Genomic DNA, 26,463 nt, shown 5'->3' on the forward strand with positions numbered 1-26,463 from the left:
TTTGAACTCAGGACCATTAATTTACCCTATAATTAGACTTTTTCTTCATGATTTAACTACTTATTTGCACTTCAGAAAGGGTTATTTGCAGTTCTATTCTTATTTGCAGAATTAGAACGTTTATTTGCAGCTATCACATTTTTATTTTCAGCTCTCATTCCTTTATTTGCAGTTCCGTTCTTATTTGCAGAATTAGAACGTTTATTTGCACTTATCACATTTTTATTTGCAGCTGTAATTCTTTTTTGTAACTTTATATGTCCTCTCCACAAAACAAAAAAAGCAATGCCATAAAAATGACATTGCCCTCAAAACTCAATGATTAAAATACTTTCTCAGCCATAGTAGCTAATTTCTCAAGCGAACTCTTATCTACATCTTTATGAAGTGAATTACCATGAGAATCCATTGTTACTACTGCTTTGAAGTCTTCAACTTGTAAGTGCCACATAGCTTCAGGAATACCAAACTCTAGGTAGTTTACGTCTTTTACTTCTTTAATACATTTTGAGTAGTATTGTGCTGCTCCACCAATTGCATTTAAGTAAACGCCGCCGTGTTCTTCTAGAGCTTTTAATGTTTTTGCACCCATTCCGCCTTTACCGATTACAGCGCGAATGCCGAATTTTTTCATGATATCGCCTTGGTATGGCTCCTCACGAATACTTGTAGTTGGACCAGCTGCTTTAATGTGATATTTGCCTTCTTCATCTTTTAATACTACAGGTCCACAGTGGTATATAATTTGTCCATTTAAATCTACTGGGCAATCGTGGTCTTTTAAATGATGGTGGATTGCGTCACGTCCTGTGTACATCATGCCACTAATTGAAACTACATCTCCAACTTTTAAATCACGAATTTGTTCTTCTGTAATTGGAGCTACTAATTTCACTTCGCGAGGTGCTTCAGTTGTTTCATCAGTTTCATTTGTAAATCTAATTTCTTCGCCTTCGCGATATATCCATTCTGAAATATCACCAGTTTCAGGATTGATTTTCATTCCTAAACGGCGGAATGCCCAGCAGTTATACGCTACTGATACGAAGAAGCTCGCAGGTAGACGGTTCATTACACCGATTTTACAGCCAAGTAGAGTTGTTTCTCCACCAAAGCCCATTGTTCCTACGCCTAGCTTGTTAGCATTTTCCATAATGTAATCTTCCATTGCTTTAAGCTCTGGAATTGAATTTTCATCATCAGATAAACGGAATAATTGATCCTTTGCAAGCTCATAACCGCTAGTACGGTCTCCACCAATACCAACTCCGATGAAACCTGCGCTACAGCCTTGTCCTTGTGCTTGGTATACGCTGTGTAAAATACATTTACGAATACCATCTAAATCACGACCTGCTTTTCCAAGTCCTTCAAGTTCGCACGGTAAGCTGTATTGGATGTTTTTATTTTCACATCCGCCACCTTTTAAGATTAAGCGAATATCGATATAGTCACCCTCGTGTTGCTCAAATTTAACAACAGGAGTACCTGGTCCTAAGTTATTTCCGCTGTTTTTACCAAATAAAGAATCTACAGAGTTAGAACGAAGCTTACCATCTTTTGTAGCTTGTTCAATTGCAGCATAAATTGCTTCTTTTATCACAAGTTGGTTTACCCCAACTGGTGTTTTCACTTTAAAAGTTGGCATACCAGTATCTTGGCAAATCGGTGAAACATCGCCTTCAGCCATCATGATATTGTTTGTAATCGTTTCCAATGCGATGGCACTTCTTGTACCTGCAGTTTCACCTGCTTTAGCTTGTCTGATTGCTTTACGTACGTCTTTTGGTAGATTTGTTGATGTTTCAACAATTAATTGATAAATACTTTCTTGTATGTGTTGCATTCATGCTCCCCCTTAAAACCCTTTATAAAAATACTGAATGTTCCCCTCTTCATTATAATACAATTTTTAATAAACGGAATAAAAAAAGCCCTTCAGAGTTAGTTTCTGATTTGGGCAAATATTTAGCTACTTCTATCGTTAGCAATTAAATTATGTACACATTCTGTTCGCTTTCCAATAAAAAAAGCCCATAATAATGGACTCAATCTGGGCGATTAACTTCACGACATTTACTTTCTAAGTCATCTAAAACTGATAATAATTGATCTAGTTCTTCTAAGCTTACTTCTTCAGCTTCTAATGATTCGATTGTTTCCATTACTGAATTAAAACGTTCTTTAATATAAGATAATTGTTCAACTGTGTTTGACATGAAATGATCGTCCTTTCTAATACAAATATAAGTTTATTATACCCGTTGCCATTAATTTATATATATCTATAAATTTTGATGTTTGCTTCCCTGTTCCACGTGCCCGATTTTACCGAAGCTACTTTCGTTTGGTCTAGCACTCCAAGGGCGTAAATTCGGATACAACGAATTCTACATATTTGAGGAGTCTTTTAAGTGATTATTCTCAACTTTTTTAATTGAATTGGTTTTCGTCTGATTTTTAGCCTACCCACTATCATGGTTCTACCCAATGCAGAAGTCACTTTCGCGAAACATCCTAGATTCACAGTAGGTAAACTAAGTGTATCATGAATTTATTATTTCGTAGCAAGCAATTGGTAACAATTCTCCTTTCTTATGTTAAAGTTTGATAACTTTTCACAGAAAATTATTAATTTATTTAGCTGTTACTTGCCTTATTCGACATTTTTTTAAATTTTAGGAAGTTATTCCTATACAAGGTTTAACTTTCTTTCTTATAATAGTTGAGGAAAATTAAATTAATCTAATACTTATGGGTGCAGTTTTGTACCTAAAGGAGTTATCACATGAAAAAATTATTACAACAAATAACACCTACATATGATCCTTGGGAAGCATATTTAGATGTTGAAGAGTATGGTAAGAACCTACTTACAAATGTAGAGTTTACGACTACAACGATTTGTAATATGCGCTGTGAGCATTGTGCTGTCGGATATACTTTACAACCTAAGGATCCAAATCCACTATCTATTGAGCTAGTTTTAAACCGCTTAGAAGAGATTGAAAAGCTTCGTTGTATTAGTATCACTGGTGGAGAACCGATGCTTTCAAATAAAATGTTGAACGGATATGTTGTGCCATTATTAAAATATGCACATGAACGTGGAGTACGTACTCAAATTAACTCAAATCTAACATTAGATTTTGAAAGATACGAAAAAATAATTCCTTATTTAGACGTGCTACATATCTCTCATAACTGGGGAACTGTTGATGAATTTGTAGAAGCAGGATTTGCGATGATGGATCGTAAACCGACATATGCTCAGCGTGCGAAATTATTCGAAAACATGATTGAAAACAGCCGACGTCTTGCTGATGCTGGAGTGATGGTATCCGCTGAAACAATGTTAAACAAACGTACTCTTCCATACTTAGAAAAAATCCATCGTCAAATCATAGAAGAAATGAAATGTCAGAGACACGAAATTCACCCTATGTATGCCAGCGATTTCGCTAGTACACTAGAAGTTCTAACAAAATCAGAGCTTCGTGAAGCAATTTCAACTTTACTAGATGTACGTGATGAAAATATCTGGATGCTATTTGGTACTCTACCATTTTATCCATGTAGCGATGATCAAAACGATTTAGACATCATTCAGAGATTATATAATAGTAAAAATGTAACATTACGAAATGACCCTGATGGGCGTTCTCGCTTAAATGTAAATGTATTTGATGGTAGCATCATCGTTACTGACTTTGGTGATGTACCTCATCTTGGAAATATTCAAACCCATACATTACAAGAAGCATATGATACTTGGACATTATCAAAGACAGCAAATGAGCTAAGCTGTCATTGCCCAGCAGTAAAATGCTTAGGACCTAATATTCTTGTAAAAAACAGCTATTACCCTGAAACTGATTTTTCGAATAGAAGTACTAAGATTTTAAAGGGAAATTAAATCCTTGAAAGAACATGTCATATTTATGGCATGTTTTTTTGTGTACTTTTTTTCAAACACAAAAAACCACAAGGAAAATGAACTACCTTGTGGCTCTCTCTATTATCTTGGGTGTGGCGAAGCAAAATAACCAAATGAAACATAATCCTGAACAGGAATCCATGCACCTACACCTTGTGATACTACATTTTTAACTTGTAGAGTTCTTTTATTCCCCTTTAATATTAAGTACACTTCTCCAAATGTAACTTTCCCTTTTTCATTAACTGCAGGAGCATAAGCATATAAATAGCCGAGTTGCTTTGGAGGTACATTATATACTCTTTCGTTTTTAGTTCCAACTCCAACTACTGTTTGGAATGCTAGTGGAAGAGTTGTTTTCTCTGATGCATCATGCATCATTAAATTAATCACGTCATCCGAATTTCTTACTTTAGCAGTTAAACCACCTTTAACAATCTGTTGCGAATTTTGGTAGTATTTTATTCGTTTGTACGCTTTTTCTCCTCTATTATCTAGAAAGTTTGTATTAATTTTTTTATATTGCCAATTGATTGTTGTCTCATTTGACTCGTAATTCAAAGGCCAAACCCCTAAGAAAATTTTCGCATTATAGCCTATTGCAAATGGTGCTTTACTGACATAGGATTCATTAAACATACGAATTAGATTGGGATTCTCAATTTTTACATTTGATGAATTTAACAACTGCTTAGCTAATCCCCCTGGTTGAAGTTCTGGAAGGTCCTGAGTTGGATTAGGGTAAGTATTTTCTTTTGTCACATTTGCAGCCGAACGTGGGACTTTAATATCTGAATTAGCTGCAAAAGTTGTTTGTCCATTATTTAAAGAAATAATTAAAATAGCTATATTAATAAGAACGAATGGCTTAAACCATTTAGACATATTCATGCCCCTTTCACAAATAAGGAAATTATTACTCTTAGCATGAACATTTTATGTAAATATATGTATTCCTTAAAATGAAAAATTTTGCTATGAACTCAGCTTAATATATAGTTTCTCAATTGGACCTCTTAACTTCTGCAAAATGGGTCCAATACTGAATGTAATTAAGACAGTTCCGATTCCAATTGGACCTTTTAGTAGAAATGCCAATACTAAAGCAAACACTTCACCAATCGTTTTTGCTACTCCTAACCCTACTCCGAACCGCTTATTTAGCGAGATCATTAAATCATCTATTGGACTTAAAGGAAATTTTGCTTGCAAATATATCGCAATACCAATCGTCATACTTAAAATGGCTAGTACTAATTGGATATATCTAGTGACCATATTTGAATCAAATAAATGCTCTGACTCTACAGTTAGCCAAAAATCTAGAAATCGTCCAATTAAAATAAACGTAATCGCAGCAAGCCAATCCGGTCTTTTCTTTTGTAAAAAAGCATTTACAAATAATAGTACAGATGAATTAATGATAATCCAATTTCCAACAGATAAGCCAAAGGTTTTCGACTCTCCAACTGCTAATGCATCCCATGCACTAGCTCCTAGGCCAGCTTTAATCGCTAAACTGATTCCTAAAGTTAAAAATAGTAATCCAATTAAATAAAAAAGAATTCTTATTATTATTTTCAAGTATTACCACCTTCAATTTTTGTTTTTATATTAAATAGAACCCAATCCCCATAATGAGATAAGCAGATAATAAAGTTAACCCTTCAAACCAGTTTGTATCTCCGTCATTCATAATGGCAATTGTTAAAAATACGGATGTGATCATTGAAATTAATTCAGGCATGGAAAATATTAATGGCATTCTTTCCCCTATAAACAATGAACAAATCACTAACACTGGCGCTACGAACATAGCAATTTGTAATGATGAACCAACAGCAATTTCTACCGAAACCCCTACTTTATTTTTATATGCCATCACAATTGCAGATGCATGTTCAGCCGCGTTACCAACGATTGCAACAACGATTATACCGATAAATAATTCAGTCCATCCGAACTTATCTCCCACTGTCGTAAACGTGTGAACTAGCTTCTCTGAAACATATCCAACCGCTACAGTAGCTAATGCTAAAACAATCATAGCTTTCCCTGTTCCCCACTCAGCTTCTTCATGCTCTTCTACGATCTCTTGATTTTTAGCTACGTAAACCCCTCGATGTGTAACTAATTTAAAGTAAAGTGCTGCTAAGTATAAAACCATTAAAACAATCGAAACGCCTACACTAAGTGTCATCTTATCATTTGCAGTCATTTTAACTGAAAAAATTTCAGGAATAACAAAGGCTAGTACGACCGCAAAGATCAACAATCCTGAATTATGTCTCGCATCGTAAACATTAAAGCTTTGGCGTTTATATTTTAATCCACCAATAAAAAAGGATAGTCCACCTACAAGAAGTAAGTTTCCTATTACAGAACCTGTTAATGATGCTAAAACTACTTCCGATAAACCATTTTGTAATGCAAATATCGCGATAATTAACTCTACCGCATTCCCAAATGTTGCATTTAAAAGTCCCCCAATTCTCGGGCCAGCTGCAATCGCTAAACTTTCAGTAGCTCTTCCCATAATGCCAGCTAATGCAATAATCGTTAAACAGTAAATGATAAATAATAAAATCTCGCTCCAATGCATCAAGCTGCCAATTACCGATAATGGTACACCGATAAATGTAACAATAAAAAATAAACGATGAGCCATAATAACCTCCTAAATAAATATCCTTATAAATATCATATGCAAAAGACTTAAAAAAATAGGTTTAAATGTAAAACAATTAACAAACACTTAAAGTGTTGATGGCTAAATGATTTCTATCACTTGAATAAAAGTTTCGTTTTCACCTATATTGCTCAAAGGATTATGACCTCGAGAACTAGAATTACTTAAGTTGGAGATTCGGTTGGTAGAATAGATTTCTACCTTCCCTTCTTCTGAACTAGGAGGGAGTTAATAAAAATGATTCAACAAAATATTATGAAAGTACTTAAAGCGAAACAACTAGGTCTATTTACAACCATTCGTGAAGACTTTCCACATAGTTGTTATATGGTATTTTTCTTTAAAGGCCTAACGCCTTATATCGCTACAAATAAGAATTCACAAAAAGTAGAAGATATAAAAAATAATCCAAACGTACATATACTACTTGGCCATGATGGTGACCGATTAGATGATAACTTTGTTGAGATGTTTGCAAGAGCTGAAGTAGTTGAAAATGCAAGTCCTGAAGAGAAAGTATGGACAGAAGAATTGTCTAGATGGCTTGAAGGTCCCGAAGATCCTAACTATGTACTGATTCAAATGAATCCAGTTAAAATCGGTTATGTAGAGAAAGCAGGTACAGAACCTACTTTTATGAAGCTGTGAAAAACGAAATCTTATCTAATTGAATTTAGATAAGGTTTTTTGTTGTACAGTTTATACTTCAAAAAATGATTTCAATCAAAAAATCCATCCGATTAAACTCGAATGGATTTTTGAACTTTTGCTTTAAGTTTCTTACTTATTAATAAAAATAAGCATGCCCCTATTAGAGCTCCTATTGAATCAATTACTACGTCTTGAACTAACGGAGTTCGATTCGCAGTAAAGGATTGGTGAAATTCATCGGAAGCTGCATAAAGGATTGAAAAAATTACGCCTACTAAATAGGCTCTCTTTACATAAAGCTTTGCTAATCTTGTAGCAAAAAAGGCAAGTAAGAGATAGATTGAAAAATGGGATAGTTTACGAATAAAGAATTCTGTAAATCCTGCTACTCCAAGTTCTTTTATACTTACTTCATGTCCAGCGTAGTTAAAGTGGACAAAGGTAAAATGCTTCATTAGATCATATAAAAATGTAAAATGACTTATTTCTGGTCTTATATCTTGTTTTTCATACGGTGTTGCCGATGAATAAAAGATAATGCCAGCTATAAGGATCACAGGTATCCAATAACCAATAAAAATTCTAATTTTACTTTTGGATTCCATACTATTCCTTTCCAACACAAATGACTTATTTTTTTTAATTTTTGTATCTATAAAAGTCTATTAAAATAGACACTATTATGAAGAAAATCTATTTCATAAAGTGTCTATTTACATTATTGATTTACATGCATATTCTTTTCACGGTCTGCTGCACGTTCTGCAGGTGTTAATTTATTATATTCAGTTAGGAAATTTTGATAGTTATCGCATACTTCATTTATTTCACCATACTCAACTAATTTTCCATAATGAATCCATAAGCCTTTTGTACAGAAGTTTCTTACTTGACCTAATGAGTGACTAATAAAGAAGATTGTTTTGCCTTGTTCTTTAAATTCATTCATTTTATCTAAACAACGTTTTGTAAAGGTAGGGTCACCAACAGATAATGCTTCATCGATTACCATGATGTCTGGGTCGATATTTACAGAGATAGCAAATCCTAACCTAGATCTCATACCACTTGAATATGATTTAACTGGTTGATTAATAAATTTTCCAATTTCGGCAAATTCAATAATATCAGGCGTGATCTTTTCAATTTGCTTAGTGGTAAGACCCATCATCAAACCTTTTAATCGAATATTTTCTAGACCAGTCAATCGGTTATCTAATCCAGCTTGAATGGCAATTAGTGAAGCAACTCCATTTACTTCAACTTCGCCATCATTTGGCATTGTTACACCAGCAATTAAATTAGACATTGTACTTTTACCTGAACCATTTAAACCAATAATCCCTACAATTTCACCTTGTTCAATTTCAAATGAAATGTTTTTTAACGCATGAAAATATTCTCCGCCTCTTCCACCAAAGAATAAGTCCTTCAGCTTGTCAGTCGGTTTATTATAAATTTTAAATTTTTTAGTAACATTTTTAAAGACAACTTTTTTTGTCATACATTTCACCTTCTATAGGAAGTCAACAAACTGCTTCCTGAATTTAACATGAAAAATTGAACCGATTATGAAAAAGGCTAGCAATACACACCAAAAGTAAATAGTTATTTTAGAAAAAATTAAATTAGAATGTCCATATAATAAAGCGCCACGATAACCTTCTATAATATAGTAGAGTGGATTTAATTTCATTAATTTCGTTAAAATATTTGCACCCTTAGGCTCCCATAAAATAGGTGATAAATATAAAAGCATTCTAGTTAATGATTGAATTAATAAATGAACATCTCTAACCATTGTTGATAAGGTAGATGTAAGTAATGCAAGTGCGATGTTAAATAGTAATCCCACAATCATAAAATAAATTAGTGCAAAAATATTTATATGTTCGATTCCTCGATTTATAATTACACCGATTATTAAGACTGCCATCATAAATAAATGCGTATTGAACCTAGATAAAACAACATATGATGGAATAATACTTAATGGGAAATTCATTTTAGATACTGTTCCAATTCGGTTAAAGATCGAACTTGAACCTTGCATGATTGCTGCACTAATAAAGAACCATGGAATTAAACCACAAAGCATCCAAATAAGAAACGGAATACCATTTACAGGAGTACCATGCCTAATTCCCGTTCCGAAAGTTACCCAGTAAACAGCTATTTGAAAAAGTGGGTTTAAAAATACCCAAATGAAGCCAAGTTGGCTATCTGCATATTCTTTACGTGTTTCATAAGATGAAAGACGTAAAATTAATGATAAATTTTTAGCATGTTCTTGTAAAACTGTTTTTATACTACTCATAAATCAACCACATTCTTTTTAATTTCTTTATATAAATTTCCGTAATTAACAAATTTCATATCAGAATCACTTGAAGTTGGTACACAATTACGTGTATCAAATAGTACTGCTTGCTTCATTTGTTTAGCAAGTTTATTGTAATCCATTGTTTTAAATTCATTATGATCTGTTAATACAAGAATTAAGCTTGCATCTTCAACAGCTTCTTCCGCAGATAAAACATTAATTTTCTCAGAAGTTACATGTGGATCATGAATTGTGACATTGAGTCCCTCTTCGTTCAGTAACTCAATAATTTCCATTGCAGGACTTTCTCTCATATCATCTACATTACCTTTGTATGTCACACCAAATGCTGCAATCTTAGGATTATCGATTCCTGAAACTAGTTCTTTTACTGAATCAACAACATATTTAGGCATAGATACATTTGTATCACGAGATAATTTGATCATACCAGCTAATTCAGGAGTTTTGGCTACAATAAAATATGGGTCAACAGCAAGACAGTGACCTCCAACACCTGGACCTGGTGAATGAATATTTACACGTGGATGTTTGTTTGCCATTTGAATAACATCTAATACGTTGATTTCTAATGAGTTACAAATTTTTGTCAACTCATTTGCCAAAGCAATATTTACATCACGGAATGTATTTTCCATTAGTTTAGACATTTCAGCAGTTTTTGCATCTGTTTGAATAATTTCGCCTTCTACAAATGTACGATACACTTTTGCTCCTGCTTCACTACATGCAGCTGTAATCCCACCAACAATACGATTATTATGAATTAATTCATGTAAAATTTGGCCTGGTAATACACGTTCTGGACAGTGAACAAGATAAATATCTTCACCTACAGTAAATCCAGCTTGCTCTACTAGTGGTTTTACAAAGTCATCCATACTTCTAGGTGCGATTGTTGATTCAACGATTAAAACATTCCCTTTTTTTAAATAAGGAATTACTTTATGAACCGCGTCTAATACATATGATAAATCACAAGATTTATTCTCATCATCATTATTAGGAGTTGGTACCGCAACGATAAATGCGTCAGCCTCTTCAGGTGTTAATGAAGCTCTGAAAAATCCTTTTTCGACTACTTCTTTAACCATTTCGCCTAATCCAGGCTCTTCTATATGAATTTCTCCAGAATTTAATTTATCGACAACGCTTTTTTGTACGTCTACACCTACAACACTTGCGCCATATTTTGCAAACATCGCAGAAGTTGGTAATCCTATATACCCTAGTCCAATTGTGCAAATTTTCATTTTACTATAACCTCTTTCAGAAATTTTACTAATTTCTACTCTTTCGCTTAACTAATAGTTTACTGATAATTAGATTATAGTAAACGTCTTATTCGTAAACTTTTTGGATAATTGGATAAAACTTAAATCGTCATAACTTACCTTTTCTATTAAGGAAACTGATAAATTAGTAAAAGCACCAATCATCATTTTAAATTAGTAGAAATTATATTTCAATAAATATCTATTTATCTTATTAATCTTACAATTAATTTTCACGATTCGACTCTATTTTACATTAAATTAACTAAGATTTAACAAACTTGTATCTTAAAGAGAATAGTGAAAGAAGATAAACTACTTTTCTTAACTTACTATTCGTCATTTTAGGGTTTGATTTTAAGGATAAATAAATTTTTAAAGCTCGTTTATCTTTTAATCGTAATGTCTCGGCAACAAACTTTGGTACAACACTAAGCTCATCTTTAATCGATTCATTTCGAATTGTTTTCATAAATTCATTCCCAACAGAAGCTAGATTCAACTTCTCATCATCTGGTAGTTTATTTGCCTTTATATTAATTGAGTTAATAAAGAATTTAAGTTGTCTTCGTTCAATATGTATTAAATCTTTTGTAAAACCATTTTCTTCATAATAAGTTCGTAGCTCTTTTTGAAGCACGACTAATTGTTTGAAAAATTGAATTGTTCCAGATTTAATCAAACTATTTTCTGGATCTTCAATTCGATATCCAATTACATCAACATTACATACAACTGTACAGTTTGATTTTAACAATGATTTCTCCGTAAAAAATAAATCTTCACCAACTCGAAGTTCTTCATGAAATAGAATACCCTCGCGCTCAAGTAGTTCTTTTTTAAATAATTTATTACTAGCAGATGGCGTAAGATGCAGCTCCGGATATTCAAGAATCTGCCTATTTTCAGGTAAACCTTCTTTGAAAATTTCTTTCATATAATTTAAACGCCAAGTTTTTTCACCATTAAAGCATAATATATTACCTACTGCCGTATCAGCGTTATACTTTTTTGCTAATGAATATAATTGGGCATATGCATCAGGGTAAGCAATGTCATCTCCATCTAAAAATGCAATATATTCACCACTTGCATGAGACAAACCTGTATTTCTTGCAGCACTTGGCCCTCTATTTTCCTGCTTAATAAACTTTGCATTTTGATACTTTTTTGTGAACTCTTCTGCTAAAACGCTACTTTTATCAGTCGAACCATCATCGACAACGATCAGTTCAAAATCTTCTAATGACTGATCCATGACAGATTGTAAACTTTCCTCAATAAATTTCTCTTTGTTATAGTTAATGACTACAACACTTAACTTATAATTGGTCATCTAGCTTACCTCTCTATGCATAGAAAGGTAAAAAGAAATATGGCATAATCCCTAGTTCTTTTTACCTTCTCTACTAAAATATTCACATAATCGAAAAATCTTTAGCTTACCATTGCCTTTTCACCGTATAAAACTTTTTCGTAAATTCCGATGAAAACTTTCTTCTCATTATTCCAATTGTATTTATGTCTTGCTTTTAAACAATTTTTGCTCATTTCGTCTCGAACTTCAGGATTATCTAATAAATAGTTCACACCTTCAGCTATTGAATCAAGATCGTGGGAGTCTACACATACACCAGTATATTCACCTTCAACTACCTTTTGGATTTCTGGAAAGCTACAAGCAACAACTGGTACACCGCTCATCAAGTATTCAAATAATTTATTCGAAGAAGCTGAATAGTGATTAAAGTTAATATTATTTAATACTTGAAACCCTAGATAAGCATTTCTTGTATAATTAAGTAATTCATCTACTGGTACTTTATCAATAAATTTCACTCGATTTTGTAGCTGTAACTCTTCTACTAAATTTAAGAGTGTAGGCTTGATCTTACCATCACCAATAAAAACTACGATTCCTCTTTTATATAAAGGTGCAGCTTTCACAATTAATTCTAATCCACGTCCCTTTTGAATACCACCTTGATAAAGAAGGATTGGTTCATCTTCACTAATTCCTAGTTTTTCATGAAGATTAATCGCTTTACTTTCTTCTGGCTTAGATACAAATGGGTAATTGTGAATTACCTCAGGATATGCAATATCATATAAATCTTGAGTATATTTTGCCCTAGTATTATTTTCGTGAATCATCACATCAATATATTTAATTAAAAACTTCTCAATTTTTCCGAAAATCGGATTCTCATAACCAGATCTACTAGATTGAACTTCATGTGAATCATAAACTAATTTACTTTTTTTGAATACTTTTGCACAAATGATTCCTTGAGGTAAAGTATTTAAATCATTCGCATGATAAATATCGTAATCCCTTTTAAGCCCATAATAGATCATTTGTAAAATATTATAGCCTCTAGTTAATAGTACTTTCATATAACGATTACCAAAAAGAACGATTACACCTACAATTACAATCGTTGCAACTGCATTTAAAAATAGACCAAGTAAGATCAATAAAATAGCAACTAGCTTCATTAATAAACTACTTTTTACTAAATTAAAGATCTTTGCACAATAATGAACAAGATGATAGATTCCAAATGGTAAACGATTATTTACTCGAATAACATTAAACCCTTCTTCCATTCGTTCTCTTTTTGGCAATTCTTTTGAATCATCATGTAAAGCAATTAAATCAACATCATATCCGACTTCTGCTAATGCAGAACATTCACGCAGTACACGTGCATCATTCGTAAAATGATTAAAAACAAACGCACAAACCTTTTTATTCATGGATATCCTCCATCACTTTTAATAACACATTAATATTCGTTTTCCAACGTAGATTTTTGTATGCATATTGATAGCCATTTTCCCCATAATTTTTTCGGAGATTTGGATCATTTGCAAGTTTATATATATTTTCAACCAATTCCTCAGGTGTATCTTCTTTCAATATCATTCCACAGTTTGCTTCATGAATAATTTCACTTGCATAACCTGCTACATCACCAATGATTGGTTTCTTCACACACATATAATCAATTATTTTCCCTGGTAAAACGGTTTTAAACACCTCTTGATTTACTAAACTTACATAAGCAATATCAGCACTTGCTACAAGTTTTAAAGTTTCGTTTCTGGATTTTGCAGTATGTAGTGTTACATTTGATAATCCATTCGAATCAATATAATTCTTAACTTCATTTGTATTTTTCCCATAGCCAATAATCGAAAAATTAATTGATTTATTTTCCTTTAATATTGCAGCAGTTTTCATAAACTTATGCAAATCCTGTGCTAAGCCTAAATTCCCGGTATAAATAACAGTTATATTTTCTTTTTCTACTTCGCCTTCTTTATATTCTAATTCACTTTCAGTTAATGAATTAGGTAGGAATGTAATTTTATCCTTGTTTACATTTTTATTCGTCATATATTGAATAAAACTTCGGCTATTCACGATGATTTTCGTTGCTTTTTTATATAATATTTCTTCTACTTTATATGCCGTCTTTAAGATTAAAGGATTAGAGAAAACTTGAACGCCAGTTAGAGACTCTGGCCATAGATCTCTTATGTCTAAAATTAATGGAGCTTTTAACTTCCATTTAGCAATTAAACCTGCCACTCCTACAAATATTGGTGGAGATGTCACAAAAATATAATCAAATTCAGCCTTTTGTTTAAAAATAGTGCCAATAAATCGAACCATAACTTCTAGATATAAATATAATCTCTTTAAAATACTACCAGAGTGTTTTTTTATAGAAGGATCAATTCGAATGACGTCCTTTTCGTCGATTAGTGGTTCATTCCAAAATTGTTTATCTTCATATAGTTCACGACTAGGATACCTAGGTTCTAATGTTAGCACTGTAACATCGAAACCTTTTTCCTTTAATTCTATATAAATATTTTTCATACGGTTTGCTGCACTACCTATTTCTGGATAAAAGTGTTGCGAAATAAGTAAAATCTTCTTTTTATGAAACCCCAAGAATGTCTTACCTCCTGCATATAATTAATGATTATTTTAACTTGACAAAATATACGATATTTTACCATAAACCTTCTTTTTTTACCATTTTTCTAATAGCCATTCATTTTATTTGAAGCTACTTGTACTATAACATCGAATAATATAGTATAATGTCGACTAATTATTTTTTATTTGATATTATTATATCTATGTAAATTCAACAATTGACGAAATGTAATTTTTTTGTATACTTTGGGTATTTTATTAAAATATCCCTACTTGACATATTAATTCCAAAATAATAAAGCAGGTGAAAATGAATGATTTATGCAGAAATATTAGCGGGTGGAAAAGGTACACGCATGGGAAATGTTAGTATGCCAAAGCAATTTCTAGCACTGAATAACCGTCCAATTATTATCCATACAATAGAAAAATTTATCTTAAATGACGACTTTAAAAAGATTTTAGTAGTAACTCCAAAAGAATGGATTCAACATACAAAAGATATTATCAAAAAATATATTGGTATGAATGACCGTATTACTGTTGTTGAGGGTGGTAGCGACCGTAATGAATCAATCATGAGTGGTATTCGCTATTTACAACAAAACTTTGAAATTACTGATGAAGATATTATCGTAACGCATGATGCTGTTAGACCGTTTTTAACACATCGAATTATAGAGGAAAATATTGATGCTGCTCTAAAATATGGAGCTGTTGATACTGTTATTGAGGCTGTTGATACAATCATTCAATCTTCTAATCACGATACGATTACTGATATCCCAGTTAGAAATACAATGTATCAAGGCCAAACTCCTCAGAGTTTTAATATTAATCTACTTACAAAACACTATTCTGAATTAGATTCAGAACAAAAATCAATCTTAACTGATGCTTGTAAAATTTGTCTTCTTAAAGGTGTAGACGTAAAGCTAGTTAAAGGTGAAGTTTTTAATATGAAAATTACGACTCCGTATGACTTAAAAGTAGCAAATGCACTTTTAAAGGATCAGGTGACAACAAAATGATTAATCAAATCTATCGTTTAGTTTCAACAAAACAAATTGAGATCACTTATAAAGAACAGTCTCTTGAAGGTGACTATATCGTTGTACGTCCAACACATTTGTCAATCTGTGCTGCTGATCAACGATACTATACTGGTACTCGTGGCAAAGAAGCGATGGCAAAAAAATTACCAATGGCACTGATCCATGAAGGTGTCGGAAAAGTTGTTTATGATCCAAAAGGTGATTTCAAAATAGGCTCTCATGTCGTGATGATTCCAAATACACCTACTCAAGTTGATGATGTAATTGCTGAAAACTATTTAAAAACGAGTAAGTTTCGCTCAAGTGGCTATGATGGTTTCATGCAAGATTATGTATTTCTTGAAAGAGACCGTGTAGTAGGATTATCAGAAGATATAAACTTGCAGGTTGCAGCTTTCTCTGAGTTAATCAGTGTAAGTATGCATGCAGTTGTCCGCTTTGAAGAACGTGCACATAAACGTCGTGATGTTTTAGGCGTTTGGGGTGATGGAAACTTAGGATTTATAACTGCTCTGATCCTGAAAAAGCGTTATCCAGAAAGTAAAGTATATGTATTTGGTAAAAACCATTCAAAATTAAGCTACTTCTCATTTGCAGATGAAACGTATCAAATTGATGAAGTTCCTGAAGATGTAACAGTCGACCATGCTTTTGAATGTGTAGGCGGTATTGGTAGTCAATATGCTGTAGAACAAATCATTAAACACATTCAGCCTGAAGGCTCGATTCCATTACTTGGCGTATCTGAGTATCCTGTTGAAATCAATACGCGAATGATCCTTGAAAGAGGAATTACTTTAATAGGTAGTAGTCGTAGCGGACGCTCTGACTTCGTTGAAACTGTTAACTTCCTTCATGAGTACCCTGAAGTAGTCGAATATTTAGAGACTCTAATTGGAGATGTAAATCAAATTCGTAGTATCGATGATATTCATAATGCATTCGAACGTGATTTAACAACTAACTGGGGAAAATCAGTTATGGAATGGAAAATATAATATAAATTAGAGGGGATACTGCTCTCCTCTTTTTTATGTTAATCATATAACTCATAAACTATTTTAATAATGAGGAGAAATTACCTAAAATGAATTTTGAAGTAGTAAGACCATCTAATATAGATCAACCTAAGGTTAGTATCATTATTCCTGTATATAATGTAGAAAATTATATTAAAGAGACAATTGAATCACTTGCCAAACAAACATTAAGTCCAATTGAAATTATATTAGTTGATGATGGTTCGACTGATAATACACCAAACATTATCAATGACCTTTTAAACTTATATCCAAATATACTATATGCTATACAGAAAAACGCTGGTCCAGGTGTTGCAAGAAATAATGGATTAACTTTGGCTAAAGGTGAATACATTAGTTTTGTCGATTCAGATGATTTATTACCTGTGGATGCTTTAGAAACTATGTATCTAGCAGCAAAAACTGAGGATGCCGAAGTAGTTACAGGAGCTTCTCTAAGCTTTAATAGTACTCGTTCTTGGTATATTGCTAGTCATGTCAACAATGGTGTATATACGCCTGGTACTAAATCGCTTGTTGCAAATAAAGGACTATTATATTCATTAGGTCCTTGTAACAAAATGTTTAAATCTAGTCTAATTAAAGGTATGTCATTCCCAACTGATATTAGAGTAACGGAAGACCACCCGTTCATCATTGAAGCTTATTTAAAAGCAAATAAAATTTTTACAGTTGATAAAGTGATCTATCATTACCGTAATCGTGAAGAAGAATCAAACCTTTCTCTTTCACAAGTAGTACGAGTAGATTCTGTTAAAGTTTTACGTGATATCTTAAAAAGTTTGAGTTATTCAAATCAATTATGGAATAATTTATTACCGAACGAGCTAGAGCGTTTAGATGTGATGGGTGTTTATTACCATCGTATCGTTACAGCTGATCTATGGCCTGCTATTATGAGCGCGGTTCGTTCAAAAGACGCTTCAATCCAAGAAGAAGCATTTCAATTAATTTATGATTGGCTTAAGACAATTGACTTTAAATTATATAATAAAGTACCTGCTTTAACTAGAATCACATCATACGAGTTGGTTCCTCATTATGGTTTATTATCACAAAAGGCAAAGGAATTGCATTTAAACTGGTTAAAAGAATGGGTAAAACTTAGTAACCCAGGTACAATGCATACTTTGAAAAACTCTAATAGAAAATTTGATACACAGTTGTGTTTAAAAGCATTACAAAAAGATTCAATCAAACCAATTCAGAGTCATATTAGCAAAAGAAATCGCCGAAAACGTATTAATAAAATTAAGAGTCGCTTTAAGAGTGCCTTTGCTCGTCGAGTAGTTTTTAAGTTTGCTAGTTTACTACCTGCAGATAATACAATTGTTTTTGCATCAAATAAATCTAAAGGTCTTGATGATTCATATCCTTTTATTTACGAACAAATTAGAACGAAACGCCCACAATATAAAGTAGTTGATGACTTCTTTAAGAAACGTGAGTTCTCTGATTTATGTAAAACATACTACCAATTTGGCCGTGCTAAATATATTGTTCTAAACGACTATCACCGCCAAATTTATAAAATGAATTTTAGAAAAGAAACAGAAGTTATTCAAATGTGGCATGCTTGTGGTGCATTTAAAAAGTTTGGACATAGTGCAGTAGGTTTTGCAGATAGTAATCCAAAGCAATTTGAAACAAATGCTCATAAACCTTATACAAAAGTTGTTGTTTCAACGAATGAAGTTGTACCTCATTACGCTGAGGCATTTAATATTGATCAAAATAATGTTTTACCTTTAGGACTACCTAGAACTGACCTTTTCTTTGACGATGAAACGAAGGATTATGTTCGTAGAAAATTCCTAAATAGGTTTCCAAAATTACAAGATAAAAAAATTATTACTTATGCTCCAACATTCCGTGGAAACCCAAGAGATCGAAAAACGTTTCATTTGGAGCTTGATTTAGCTTCAATGCAAGAAAAATTAGGGGAAGATTATGTACTTGTACTAAAATTGCATCCGGCAGTTACGAATAATGTAAAAATCCCTGAATCTGCTCGTGATTTTGTATTGAATTTAGGTAATGAGAATATTAATGAAGTATTATTAATGACAGATATTTTAATCAGTGACTATTCTTCTTTATTATTTGAGTATACATTACTTGAAAGACCTGTTATTTTCTTTGCATATGATTATGAGAAATATATGAAAGAAAGAAGTTTCTTCTATGATTATCATGATTTTGTACCAGGTCCAATTACTTCAACGACAAATGAGATTATCGATTTAATCCAAGAAGATCAGTTTGATTTAAATAAAGTGAAAGAATTCAACCAACGTTTTAATGAAATAGCTGATGGACGAGCTTCAGAAAGATTCGTAGAAACGCTAATTAAATAATTTTTTAAAGGCAAGTAAGCATTTAAATCCGTGGATTTATCTGTTTACTTGCCTTTTCTTTGACTAACCTATTCATAAATCCTTTAAGAAGGAATAATTTCCAATATTTTTGACAAAATTACTTTTAAATAATAAATAAACTTTTATTTAATCGTTTGAAATGAGGAAAAATTGATGAGTTTTGAATTAATAATCAACCCTGATTTAAAGGACGTTAAAGTTAGTTTAATCATCCCTGTATATAATGTAGAGGAATATATTGAAGTAACCTGTTCATCCTTGGTTAATCAATCACTTAAAAATATAGAAATTATATTTATAGACGATGGTTCAAGTGATCAAAGTGTTGAATTAATAAAACAATATGCAAAAGATTATCCTAATATTGTATTAGGTATTCAAGATAATAGCGGACCTGGTATAGCTAGAAATAATGGAATGAAGATTGCTAGAGGTGAGTATATCGGCTTTGTCGATTCCGATGATTTATTGCCTCACGATGCAATCGAAGCAATGTACCAAGCAGCACTTGATGAAAATGCAGATGTTGTTACTGGGCAAAGTTTAAGCTTTAATAGTACTCAAAAATGGTTTATTGGCAGTCATGTTAGTAATGGAGTGAATATACCTGGAGAAAAATCATTAATCTCAACCCCTGGACTACTCTATTCTCTTGGACCATGTAATAAACTATTTAAAGCTACCCACGTCAAAAATATCAATTTCCCTAAAAATATTAAAGTAACCGAGGACCACCCTTTTATAATCGAAGCATACTTAAAGGCCAATAAAATTTTCACCGTTGATAAAGTTATTTATTACTATCGCTCTAGAGAAGATGAAGATAATATTTCTTTATCTCAAATTGTCAGAGTTAATTCTGTTAAAGTCTTAAATGATATCTTAAAGAGTCTATCAGTTTCCGATCCTCTTTGGGATCAATACATAGTAAACAAATTTGAACGCAATCAAATAAAAGCTCATTACTACCAAAGAATCGTAATGGCAGATATATGGCCGGCAGTTAACAGTGCTATTCGAAGTATGGAGACAGAGACCCAGGTTGAGAGTTTAAAACTACTTTGGGAATTTGTTAGTAAAATTGATATTAATCTTTATAACAAAATCCCAGCGATCCCTCGGATTCTATCCTATGAAATCGTTAATCGTTATCATTTTATGAGTCCAGAAGCTAAACGAATACATCTAGACCTACTAAAAGTTTGGGAAGCACGATTAAATCCAGAAATGGCTCATCAATTAATAACTTCTAAATTTAAACTAGAGGTTAATTCATGTTTGGAGGCCGTCAGGAAAAATAGCTTATCTCCTATTAATAGCCTGGTCAGAATGAAAGCAAATAAAAAAAGAAAAAACAAATTCTCTAGTAGGTTAAAGAGTGCCTTCGCTAGACGGGTTGTCTTAAATTTTGCAAAAATGCTCCCAATGAAAAATGAGATTATTTTTGCTTCGAATAAATCAACTGGACTTCAAGACTCTTATTATTTTATATACGAAGAACTGATTAAAACAAAACCAGAGTACAAAATTATTGGCTATTTTATTAGAAAACGTAATTTCTCTGAGTTATGTAAAATGTATTATGATTTTGGACGCGCTAAATATGTCATACTAAATGATTATCACAGACCTCTTTATAATGTAAATTTACGAAAAGATACGAAAGTCATTCAAGTATGGCATGCATGTGGAGCCTTCAAAAAATTTGGACTTAGCGCAGTAGGCTATAAAGATAGTAATAGTAAGGATTTTGAAATTAAAGCACATACTTCTTATTCAAATGTTGTTGTTTCTTGCGATGAGATTATTCCTTTTTATGCAGAGGCATTTAACGTTCCTGAATCAAGGGTTTTAGCTTTAGGATTACCTAGAACTGACTTTTTCTATAATGACGAAATGCTAGAGTCCGTAAAAAGGCAATATTTTAATAAGTATCCAATGTTGAAAGGCAAAAAAATTATTACTTATGCCCCTACATTTAGAGGTAGCCCTAAAGAGCGAAAGAATTTTAATTTACAATTAGATCTAATCCAAATGGCCAATAAACTCCAAGATGAGTTTGTACTAGTCCTTAAACTACATCCAGCCGTAAAAAAAGGGATTGTCATTCCACAAGAAGCAAAAGATTTTGTTATTGATTTAGGCAATCATGATATGAATGAAGTACTTTATCTTACAGATATACTAATCAGTGATTATTCATCACTTGTATTTGAGTATGCGATTTTGGAACGGCCAATGATCTTTTATGCATATGACCTAGAAGAATATTTAGATGAAAGAAGCTTTTTCTATGATTATGATGAGTTTGTTCCAGGACCGATTGTCAGAACAACAGATGAAATCATTAACATTATAAAAGAAGATAACTACGACCTTCAAAAAGTAGCTGAGTTTAGTCACCGATTTAATAAATATCAAGACGGTCAATCAGCTAAAAGATTAATTCAAGCTTTAATTAAATAATGAAAGCACGACCGTACTAGTTGTTTTACATGGTCTAGTTTGTATTCCTATGGTAAAATTAATATCATAATTTTAGTTAATATATAAAGAAATCTATGATTGCTAGTACATTATTTAAGGAGAAGTTTTATGAAAAAGATCTTAATTACAGGCGGTGCTGGTTTTATTGGTTCAAATCTTGTAAAAATGTATGTAGACAAAGGTTACCAAGTTGTAGTTGTAGATGATCTTTCAAGTGGAAACATAGCTACTCTTCCACCAAATGTTACTTTTTACGAAGAAAGTATTTGTAATTCTAAATTTATTGATATTGTGCTAAAAGAAAAACCAGATATCATCAATCATCACGCGGCACAAATCGATATTCAATTTTCAATCCAAAATCCTTTAGAAGACGCAAAAATTAATATTTTAGGGACGCTCAACTTATTAGAGGCTGTACGCAAATTAAAAGAAGAAAAAGAAGTAACGCTTGTCTATGCTTCTTCTGCAGCAGTTTATGGTAATCCGGTCTATTTAGGAGTGGATGAGAACCATCAAAAACACCCTATTTCTTTTTATGGCATTTCAAAATTAACACCTGAATATTACATAAATGTATACCATCAACTATATGAAATCCCTTTTACTATTTTTAGATATGCCAATGTATATGGTATTGGCCAAGATCCAAAAGGTGAAGGCGGAGTTATTAGTATTCTTATGGATAAAATCTTATCAAATTCTACTTTTACGGTTTTCGGAGACGGCGAGCAAACTAGAGATTATATCTACGTAGAAGATATTGCTTCAGCAAACTTCAATGCAGGAGAAAAACCAGCAAATGATGTATGTAATGTTGGTACAAACATAAAAACATCTTTAAATACATTATTAGAAGTTACTGAACAAATTCTTAACCGAAAAATTGAAGTTCAATACGAAGATGAACGTAGTGGTGATATTCGTGATAGCTATTTAACAAATGAAAAAATACACTCATTATTAAATTGGCAACCTGCCTACACTTTGTATGAAGGACTTGAAAAAACATTGAACTATTATATTCAACAAGCTAATAAGGATGTTGACTGATTATGTAATTTAAACCATTTCGAAAACAAAAACGACTAAACTTTGTTTTACTGTAAATTACAGGGTAACAAAAGGTTTAGTCGTTTTTATTTGTAATGACTAAAGCTGAACTTCTTCTGAAAGAATCTTTTTTAAATATTGAATCAAGTCTTCTCTTATTTCTTCTTTTTTTAAAGCAAATTCAATGTTTGTTTTTATAAATCCTAGTTTTTCACCTACATCATATCTTGTTCCTTCAAAATCATAAGCGAATACACGTTGAATTCGATTTAATTTTTGAATTGCATCAGTTAATTGAATTTCTCCGCCAGTACCAATATTTTGTTCTTCTAAGAACATAAAAATTTCTGGTGTCAGTACATATCTACCCAAAATGGCTAAATTCGAATCAATTGTTCCAGGAGCTGGTTTTTCAACAAAATTCTTTACTTCGTATCTCCTACCATTTTGTAATAATGGGTCAACTATACCGTATCGATGAGTCTCTTCACTAGCTACAGATTGAACACCAATGACCGATGAATAGGTTGTATTGTATTGATCAATTAATTGTTTTAAAGCTGGAATTTCTCCATCAACGATATCATCACCAAGTAAAACTGCAAATGGTTCATCTCCAATAAAATTACGTGCACACCAAACTGCGTGACCTAATCCTCTTGGTTCCTTTTGACGTATATAATGAATCTCAATATTTGAAGGGATTTTTACTTCTTCTAAAAGAGAGTACTTTTCTTTCTCATATAAAGTTTGTTCTAACTCAAATGCTCGATCAAAATGATCTTCAATCGCACGCTTTCCTTTACCGGTTACAATGATAATGTCTTCAATACCCGATTCAATCGCTTCTTCAACAATGTATTGAATAGTTGGCTTATCTACGATCGGTAACATTTCTTTCGGCATTGCTTTTGTTGCAGGTAAAAATCGCGTACCAAGGCCCGCAGCTGGAATAATCGCTTTTCTTACTTTCTTCATATTAATCACTCCTAGAGTTTAATTAGACCCCTTTATTGAATGGCTAAACCATTATATTAGAATTGAAAAACTATAAACCTATTTTACTTTAAAAACGAATAAATGCCTATTGTTCTTGATAATGAATAAAGTTAAAAAGACTACCCTTGAATAGTTTTCAAAGATAGTCTTTCATTGTACGTGATTACTTTGTTCTATTATTAAAATGTTGAATAATCACTTCAACAATTCTTCTAGAAGCTTCGCCGTCTCCATACGGATTAGATGCTTTAGACATTTTTGCATGTGCCTCTTCATCCGACAACAGTTCATCGGCTAACGAGAAAATAACTTCTTCGTCAGTTCCAGCAAGCTTTAATGTACCAGCGTCAATTCCTTCAGGGCGTTCTGTCGTATCGCGTAAAACAAGAACTGGTACGCCTAAAGAAGGTGCCTCTTCTTGTACACCACCAGAATCAGTTAAGATTAAATGTGATCTTGCCGCAAAGTTATGGAAATCAATGACATCTAGTGGTTCGATTAAATGGATTCGAGTGTCATTTCCTAAAACTTCATTTGCAATTTCGCGAACAACAGGATTCATATGTACAGGATACACAACTTGAATATCATGATGTTTTTCGACTAAGCGCTTAATCGCTTTAAACATATTTCTCATTGGTTCCCCTAAATTTTCACGGCGATGTGCAGTCATTAAGACTAATCTGTCATTCCCAATTTGATCAAGAACAGGATGAGCATACTCTTCTTTTACTGTTGTTTTAAGTGCATCGATTGCAGTATTACCGGTAATATAAATCGATTCTTCCTTCTTGTTTTCAGCTAATAAATTTTGTGCTGATTTTGTAGTAGGTGCGAAATGTAAATCCGCCATGACACCAGTTAATTGACGATTCATTTCTTCTGGGTATGGTGAATACTTGTCCCAAGTACGTAAACCGGCTTCAACATGCCCAATTGCAATTTGATTATAAAAAGCTGCAAGACTAGCAATAAAAGTAGTTGTCGTATCACCATGAACTAATACAATGTCCGGCTTTACTTCTTGCATTATCTTATTTAAACCTTCCAAACCTCGAGTTGTTACATCAATTAAAGTTTGGCGATCCTTCATTATATTTAAATCATAATCTGGCGTTATTTCAAAAATTTCGAGAACTTGATCCAGCATTTGACGATGCTGAGCTGTAACCGTCACAATTGATTCTATTTGATCTGGATGTTTAGCTAGTTCAAGCACTAGTGGCGCCATCTTAATCGCTTCTGGTCTTGTTCCAAAAATTGTCATTACTTTAACAGTCAAAATTCTTTCCCCTTTCAAAAACAATTCGGCTTATTGAAATATGTATCTATCTATTGTATCTTAACTAAGGAAATAAAGACATTTTTTACCATAAAAAATACCGTTTATTCCTCTATTTACATGATTAATTGCAAAAGTTGATCGTCTTAATCCCTAATAAGTTCTTTACCTAGTAATTATTCGATTATTCATCACTTACGACAAAGTCTTATACACTTAGTTTCCCACATTTTGAAATCATTCATACTTGATGTGAATAATAATAGAAGAAAAAAGCACAGTTCCTTCTACTCAAGAATTCACTGTGCTCTCCGAAATACTTAATGAACTAATTTTACTTGTAACTCATCAATTAGACTCAAAATCTCTGAACACATTTTATCCATACAGTAATTTTCCTTCACAAATTCAACTAGTTCTTTCCTAGATCCTTTTCTACTATCCGCAATGTACTGCGCTGCTTGATCGAGTGATTCAAAAATATACTCATCAGGGAATATCGTTCGAGCTCCTTCACGATTTAAAACAATTGGCATAGCGCAAGAGGCCATCCCTTCAACTGGTGCTAAGTGAAAACTTTCATAATCGCTAACGGATAAGACAAAACCAATCGACTCGAGCCACTCCGCTGAATCTCCCCACTCTTCAAACTGAACTTGATTACGATAGTGGGATTTCTCAATTTTTCGGAATAAACTTGTATAATAATCCTGTTCTTGTTGATTATTCCATACCCACGGAAACTCTTTCGGATGCTTTCCTTTTATCGAAAGAGTATATCGGCTGTCTTTTTCGTATAACTTTTCAAATATCTCAAGCGCTCGATCTAACCGTTTTAACTTTGGTACATAACCAAGTAATCCAATTCGAAAATCTGCATCATACTGCTTAGGCAAATGGAATTTATCTACATCAACACCATTTTGAATGACAATCATCTTTTCTCTAGGAATCCTTGCAACCCGATGAAATTCCTCATATATATAAGAAGAAATCGCAATAATCTTATCAATTTTCGTAAAATCAAATTGCTCTGGAAAAGGGGTATTCATTTCAAAACGGTGCATTCTAACAATTAATACTTGATGATCTTTTTTATGCTCCTGATACCAAATCACATTTCCAAGTCCCCACTCGCAAAAAAGAACATCAGCCCAATTAACGACCTCTAAGCTTTTTCCAACTTGATGAATTGTATGACCTTCCCATAAATCAATTTTTATTTCAATGTCATCTCTAGCTTCAAACCTCTTAATGGCATCGTTTATAAATTTTAAATCATGCCCTATAATCGCCAGTTTCATAAAAACAGCTCC

Annotated in this window: 21 protein-coding genes and 1 pseudogene; 7 read left to right on the forward strand and 15 right to left on the reverse strand. The window is 32.5% G+C overall.

The annotated features are described in order from the left end of the window. Nucleotides 1-322: 322 nt before the first annotated feature. Both ACFVR2_RS15405 and ACFVR2_RS15410 read right to left on the reverse strand, forming a co-directional pair. Nucleotides 323-1,846 carry a fumarate hydratase gene (locus ACFVR2_RS15405; protein WP_387363262.1) on the reverse strand — a complete coding sequence of 508 codons (1,524 nt, stop codon included), beginning with the start codon at nucleotides 1,844-1,846 and terminating at the stop codon, nucleotides 323-325. Nucleotides 1,847-2,048: 202 nt separating this feature from the next. Then, a complete protein-coding gene (locus tag ACFVR2_RS15410; RefSeq protein ID WP_088013361.1) occupies nucleotides 2,049-2,219 on the reverse strand; it encodes an SE1561 family protein in 171 nt (56 codons plus the stop codon). Nucleotides 2,220-2,788: 569 nt separating this feature from the next. Between ACFVR2_RS15410 and yfkAB the strand changes: the two genes are divergently transcribed. Continuing rightward, nucleotides 2,789-3,916, forward strand: coding sequence for a radical SAM/CxCxxxxC motif protein YfkAB (gene yfkAB, locus ACFVR2_RS15415; RefSeq protein WP_387363265.1), 1,128 nt, complete (start codon nucleotides 2,789-2,791; stop codon nucleotides 3,914-3,916). Nucleotides 3,917-4,018: 102 nt separating this feature from the next. Here yfkAB and ACFVR2_RS15420 read toward each other — a convergent pair whose 3' ends face one another. The 3 genes from ACFVR2_RS15420 to cax all read right to left on the reverse strand — a co-directional run bounded on the left by ACFVR2_RS15420 (nucleotide 4,019) and on the right by cax (nucleotide 6,605). Next, on the reverse strand, nucleotides 4,019-4,822 hold the full coding sequence (locus tag ACFVR2_RS15420) for a YfkD family protein (RefSeq protein WP_387363268.1): 804 nt from the start codon (nucleotides 4,820-4,822) through the stop codon (nucleotides 4,019-4,021). Nucleotides 4,823-4,912: 90 nt separating this feature from the next. After that, the gene (locus tag ACFVR2_RS15425; RefSeq protein WP_387363271.1) at nucleotides 4,913-5,521 is read right to left on the reverse strand and encodes a YczE/YyaS/YitT family protein; all 609 of its coding nucleotides are present in this window, start codon (nucleotides 5,519-5,521) and stop codon (nucleotides 4,913-4,915) included. Between the two features lie 25 nt (nucleotides 5,522-5,546). Next, on the reverse strand, nucleotides 5,547-6,605 hold the full coding sequence (gene cax, locus ACFVR2_RS15430) for a calcium/proton exchanger (protein WP_387363274.1): 1,059 nt from the start codon (nucleotides 6,603-6,605) through the stop codon (nucleotides 5,547-5,549). A gap of 258 nt (nucleotides 6,606-6,863) precedes the next feature. On the opposite strand from cax, the gene ACFVR2_RS15435 reads away from it, so the two are divergent. Next, nucleotides 6,864-7,274, forward strand: coding sequence for a pyridoxamine 5'-phosphate oxidase family protein (locus ACFVR2_RS15435; protein WP_387363277.1), 411 nt, complete (start codon nucleotides 6,864-6,866; stop codon nucleotides 7,272-7,274). Nucleotides 7,275-7,366: 92 nt separating this feature from the next. Here ACFVR2_RS15435 and ACFVR2_RS15440 read toward each other — a convergent pair whose 3' ends face one another. From ACFVR2_RS15440 to ACFVR2_RS15470, 7 genes and pseudogenes are all read right to left on the reverse strand, one after another. Continuing rightward, nucleotides 7,367-7,882, reverse strand: a complete 516-nt coding sequence (locus tag ACFVR2_RS15440) for a VanZ family protein (protein WP_387363280.1) — start codon at nucleotides 7,880-7,882, stop codon at nucleotides 7,367-7,369. A 128-nt stretch (nucleotides 7,883-8,010) separates the two neighbouring features. After that, a pseudogene (gene tagH, locus ACFVR2_RS15445) lies at nucleotides 8,011-8,781 on the reverse strand (teichoic acids export ABC transporter ATP-binding subunit TagH); the annotation flags it as partial. A 12-nt stretch (nucleotides 8,782-8,793) separates the two neighbouring features. Continuing rightward, nucleotides 8,794-9,594, reverse strand: a complete 801-nt coding sequence (locus ACFVR2_RS15450) for an ABC transporter permease (RefSeq protein ID WP_387363283.1) — start codon at nucleotides 9,592-9,594, stop codon at nucleotides 8,794-8,796. Next, complete coding sequence (locus ACFVR2_RS15455) at nucleotides 9,591-10,874, reverse strand: nucleotide sugar dehydrogenase (RefSeq protein ID WP_387363286.1); 1,284 nt, start codon at nucleotides 10,872-10,874, stop codon at nucleotides 9,591-9,593. The genes ACFVR2_RS15450 and ACFVR2_RS15455 overlap by 4 nt, the downstream gene beginning before the upstream one ends. A 286-nt stretch (nucleotides 10,875-11,160) precedes the next feature. Continuing rightward, on the reverse strand, nucleotides 11,161-12,231 hold the full coding sequence (locus ACFVR2_RS15460; RefSeq protein WP_387363289.1) for a glycosyltransferase family 2 protein: 1,071 nt from the start codon (nucleotides 12,229-12,231) through the stop codon (nucleotides 11,161-11,163). Between the two features lie 101 nt (nucleotides 12,232-12,332). After that, nucleotides 12,333-13,655, reverse strand: coding sequence for a glycosyltransferase (locus tag ACFVR2_RS15465; protein WP_387363292.1), 1,323 nt, complete (start codon nucleotides 13,653-13,655; stop codon nucleotides 12,333-12,335). Further along, nucleotides 13,648-14,862, reverse strand: a complete 1,215-nt coding sequence (locus tag ACFVR2_RS15470; RefSeq protein WP_387363295.1) for a glycosyltransferase family 4 protein — start codon at nucleotides 14,860-14,862, stop codon at nucleotides 13,648-13,650. The genes ACFVR2_RS15465 and ACFVR2_RS15470 overlap by 8 nt, the downstream gene beginning before the upstream one ends. A gap of 302 nt (nucleotides 14,863-15,164) precedes the next feature. Between ACFVR2_RS15470 and ACFVR2_RS15475 the strand changes: the two genes are divergently transcribed. The 5 genes from ACFVR2_RS15475 (at nucleotide 15,165) to ACFVR2_RS15495 (ending at nucleotide 22,866) form a co-directional block, all read left to right on the forward strand. Continuing rightward, nucleotides 15,165-15,881: an IspD/TarI family cytidylyltransferase gene (locus ACFVR2_RS15475; protein WP_387363298.1), complete on the forward strand. Its 717-nt coding sequence runs from the start codon at nucleotides 15,165-15,167 to the stop codon at nucleotides 15,879-15,881. Beyond that, complete coding sequence (locus ACFVR2_RS15480; protein ID WP_387363301.1) at nucleotides 15,878-16,903, forward strand: ribitol-5-phosphate dehydrogenase; 1,026 nt, start codon at nucleotides 15,878-15,880, stop codon at nucleotides 16,901-16,903. The genes ACFVR2_RS15475 and ACFVR2_RS15480 overlap by 4 nt, the downstream gene beginning before the upstream one ends. Nucleotides 16,904-16,992: 89 nt before the next feature. Next, entirely contained in the window at nucleotides 16,993-19,305 is a 2,313-nt protein-coding gene (locus tag ACFVR2_RS15485; protein ID WP_387363304.1) for a bifunctional glycosyltransferase/CDP-glycerol:glycerophosphate glycerophosphotransferase, read from the forward strand. A gap of 174 nt (nucleotides 19,306-19,479) precedes the next feature. Then, nucleotides 19,480-21,792, forward strand: coding sequence for a bifunctional glycosyltransferase/CDP-glycerol:glycerophosphate glycerophosphotransferase (locus ACFVR2_RS15490; RefSeq protein ID WP_387363307.1), 2,313 nt, complete (start codon nucleotides 19,480-19,482; stop codon nucleotides 21,790-21,792). Nucleotides 21,793-21,921: 129 nt separating this feature from the next. Continuing rightward, entirely contained in the window at nucleotides 21,922-22,866 is a 945-nt protein-coding gene (locus ACFVR2_RS15495; protein ID WP_387363310.1) for a GDP-mannose 4,6-dehydratase, read from the forward strand. A 99-nt stretch (nucleotides 22,867-22,965) separates the two neighbouring features. Here ACFVR2_RS15495 and galU read toward each other — a convergent pair whose 3' ends face one another. From galU to ACFVR2_RS15510, 3 genes are all read right to left on the reverse strand, one after another. Then, a complete protein-coding gene (galU, locus tag ACFVR2_RS15500; protein WP_387363313.1) occupies nucleotides 22,966-23,844 on the reverse strand; it encodes a UTP--glucose-1-phosphate uridylyltransferase GalU in 879 nt (292 codons plus the stop codon). A 184-nt stretch (nucleotides 23,845-24,028) separates the two neighbouring features. Next, a complete protein-coding gene (gene wecB / locus ACFVR2_RS15505; RefSeq protein WP_387363872.1) occupies nucleotides 24,029-25,132 on the reverse strand; it encodes a non-hydrolyzing UDP-N-acetylglucosamine 2-epimerase in 1,104 nt (367 codons plus the stop codon). 335 nt (nucleotides 25,133-25,467) lie between these two features. Beyond that, nucleotides 25,468-26,451, reverse strand: a complete 984-nt coding sequence (locus tag ACFVR2_RS15510; RefSeq protein ID WP_387363316.1) for a glycosyltransferase — start codon at nucleotides 26,449-26,451, stop codon at nucleotides 25,468-25,470. Nucleotides 26,452-26,463: the final 12 nt, after the last annotated feature.

The organism is Gottfriedia sp. NPDC057991, assembly GCF_042886615.1.
GTDB lineage: Bacteria > Bacillota > Bacilli > Bacillales > Bacillaceae_G > Gottfriedia.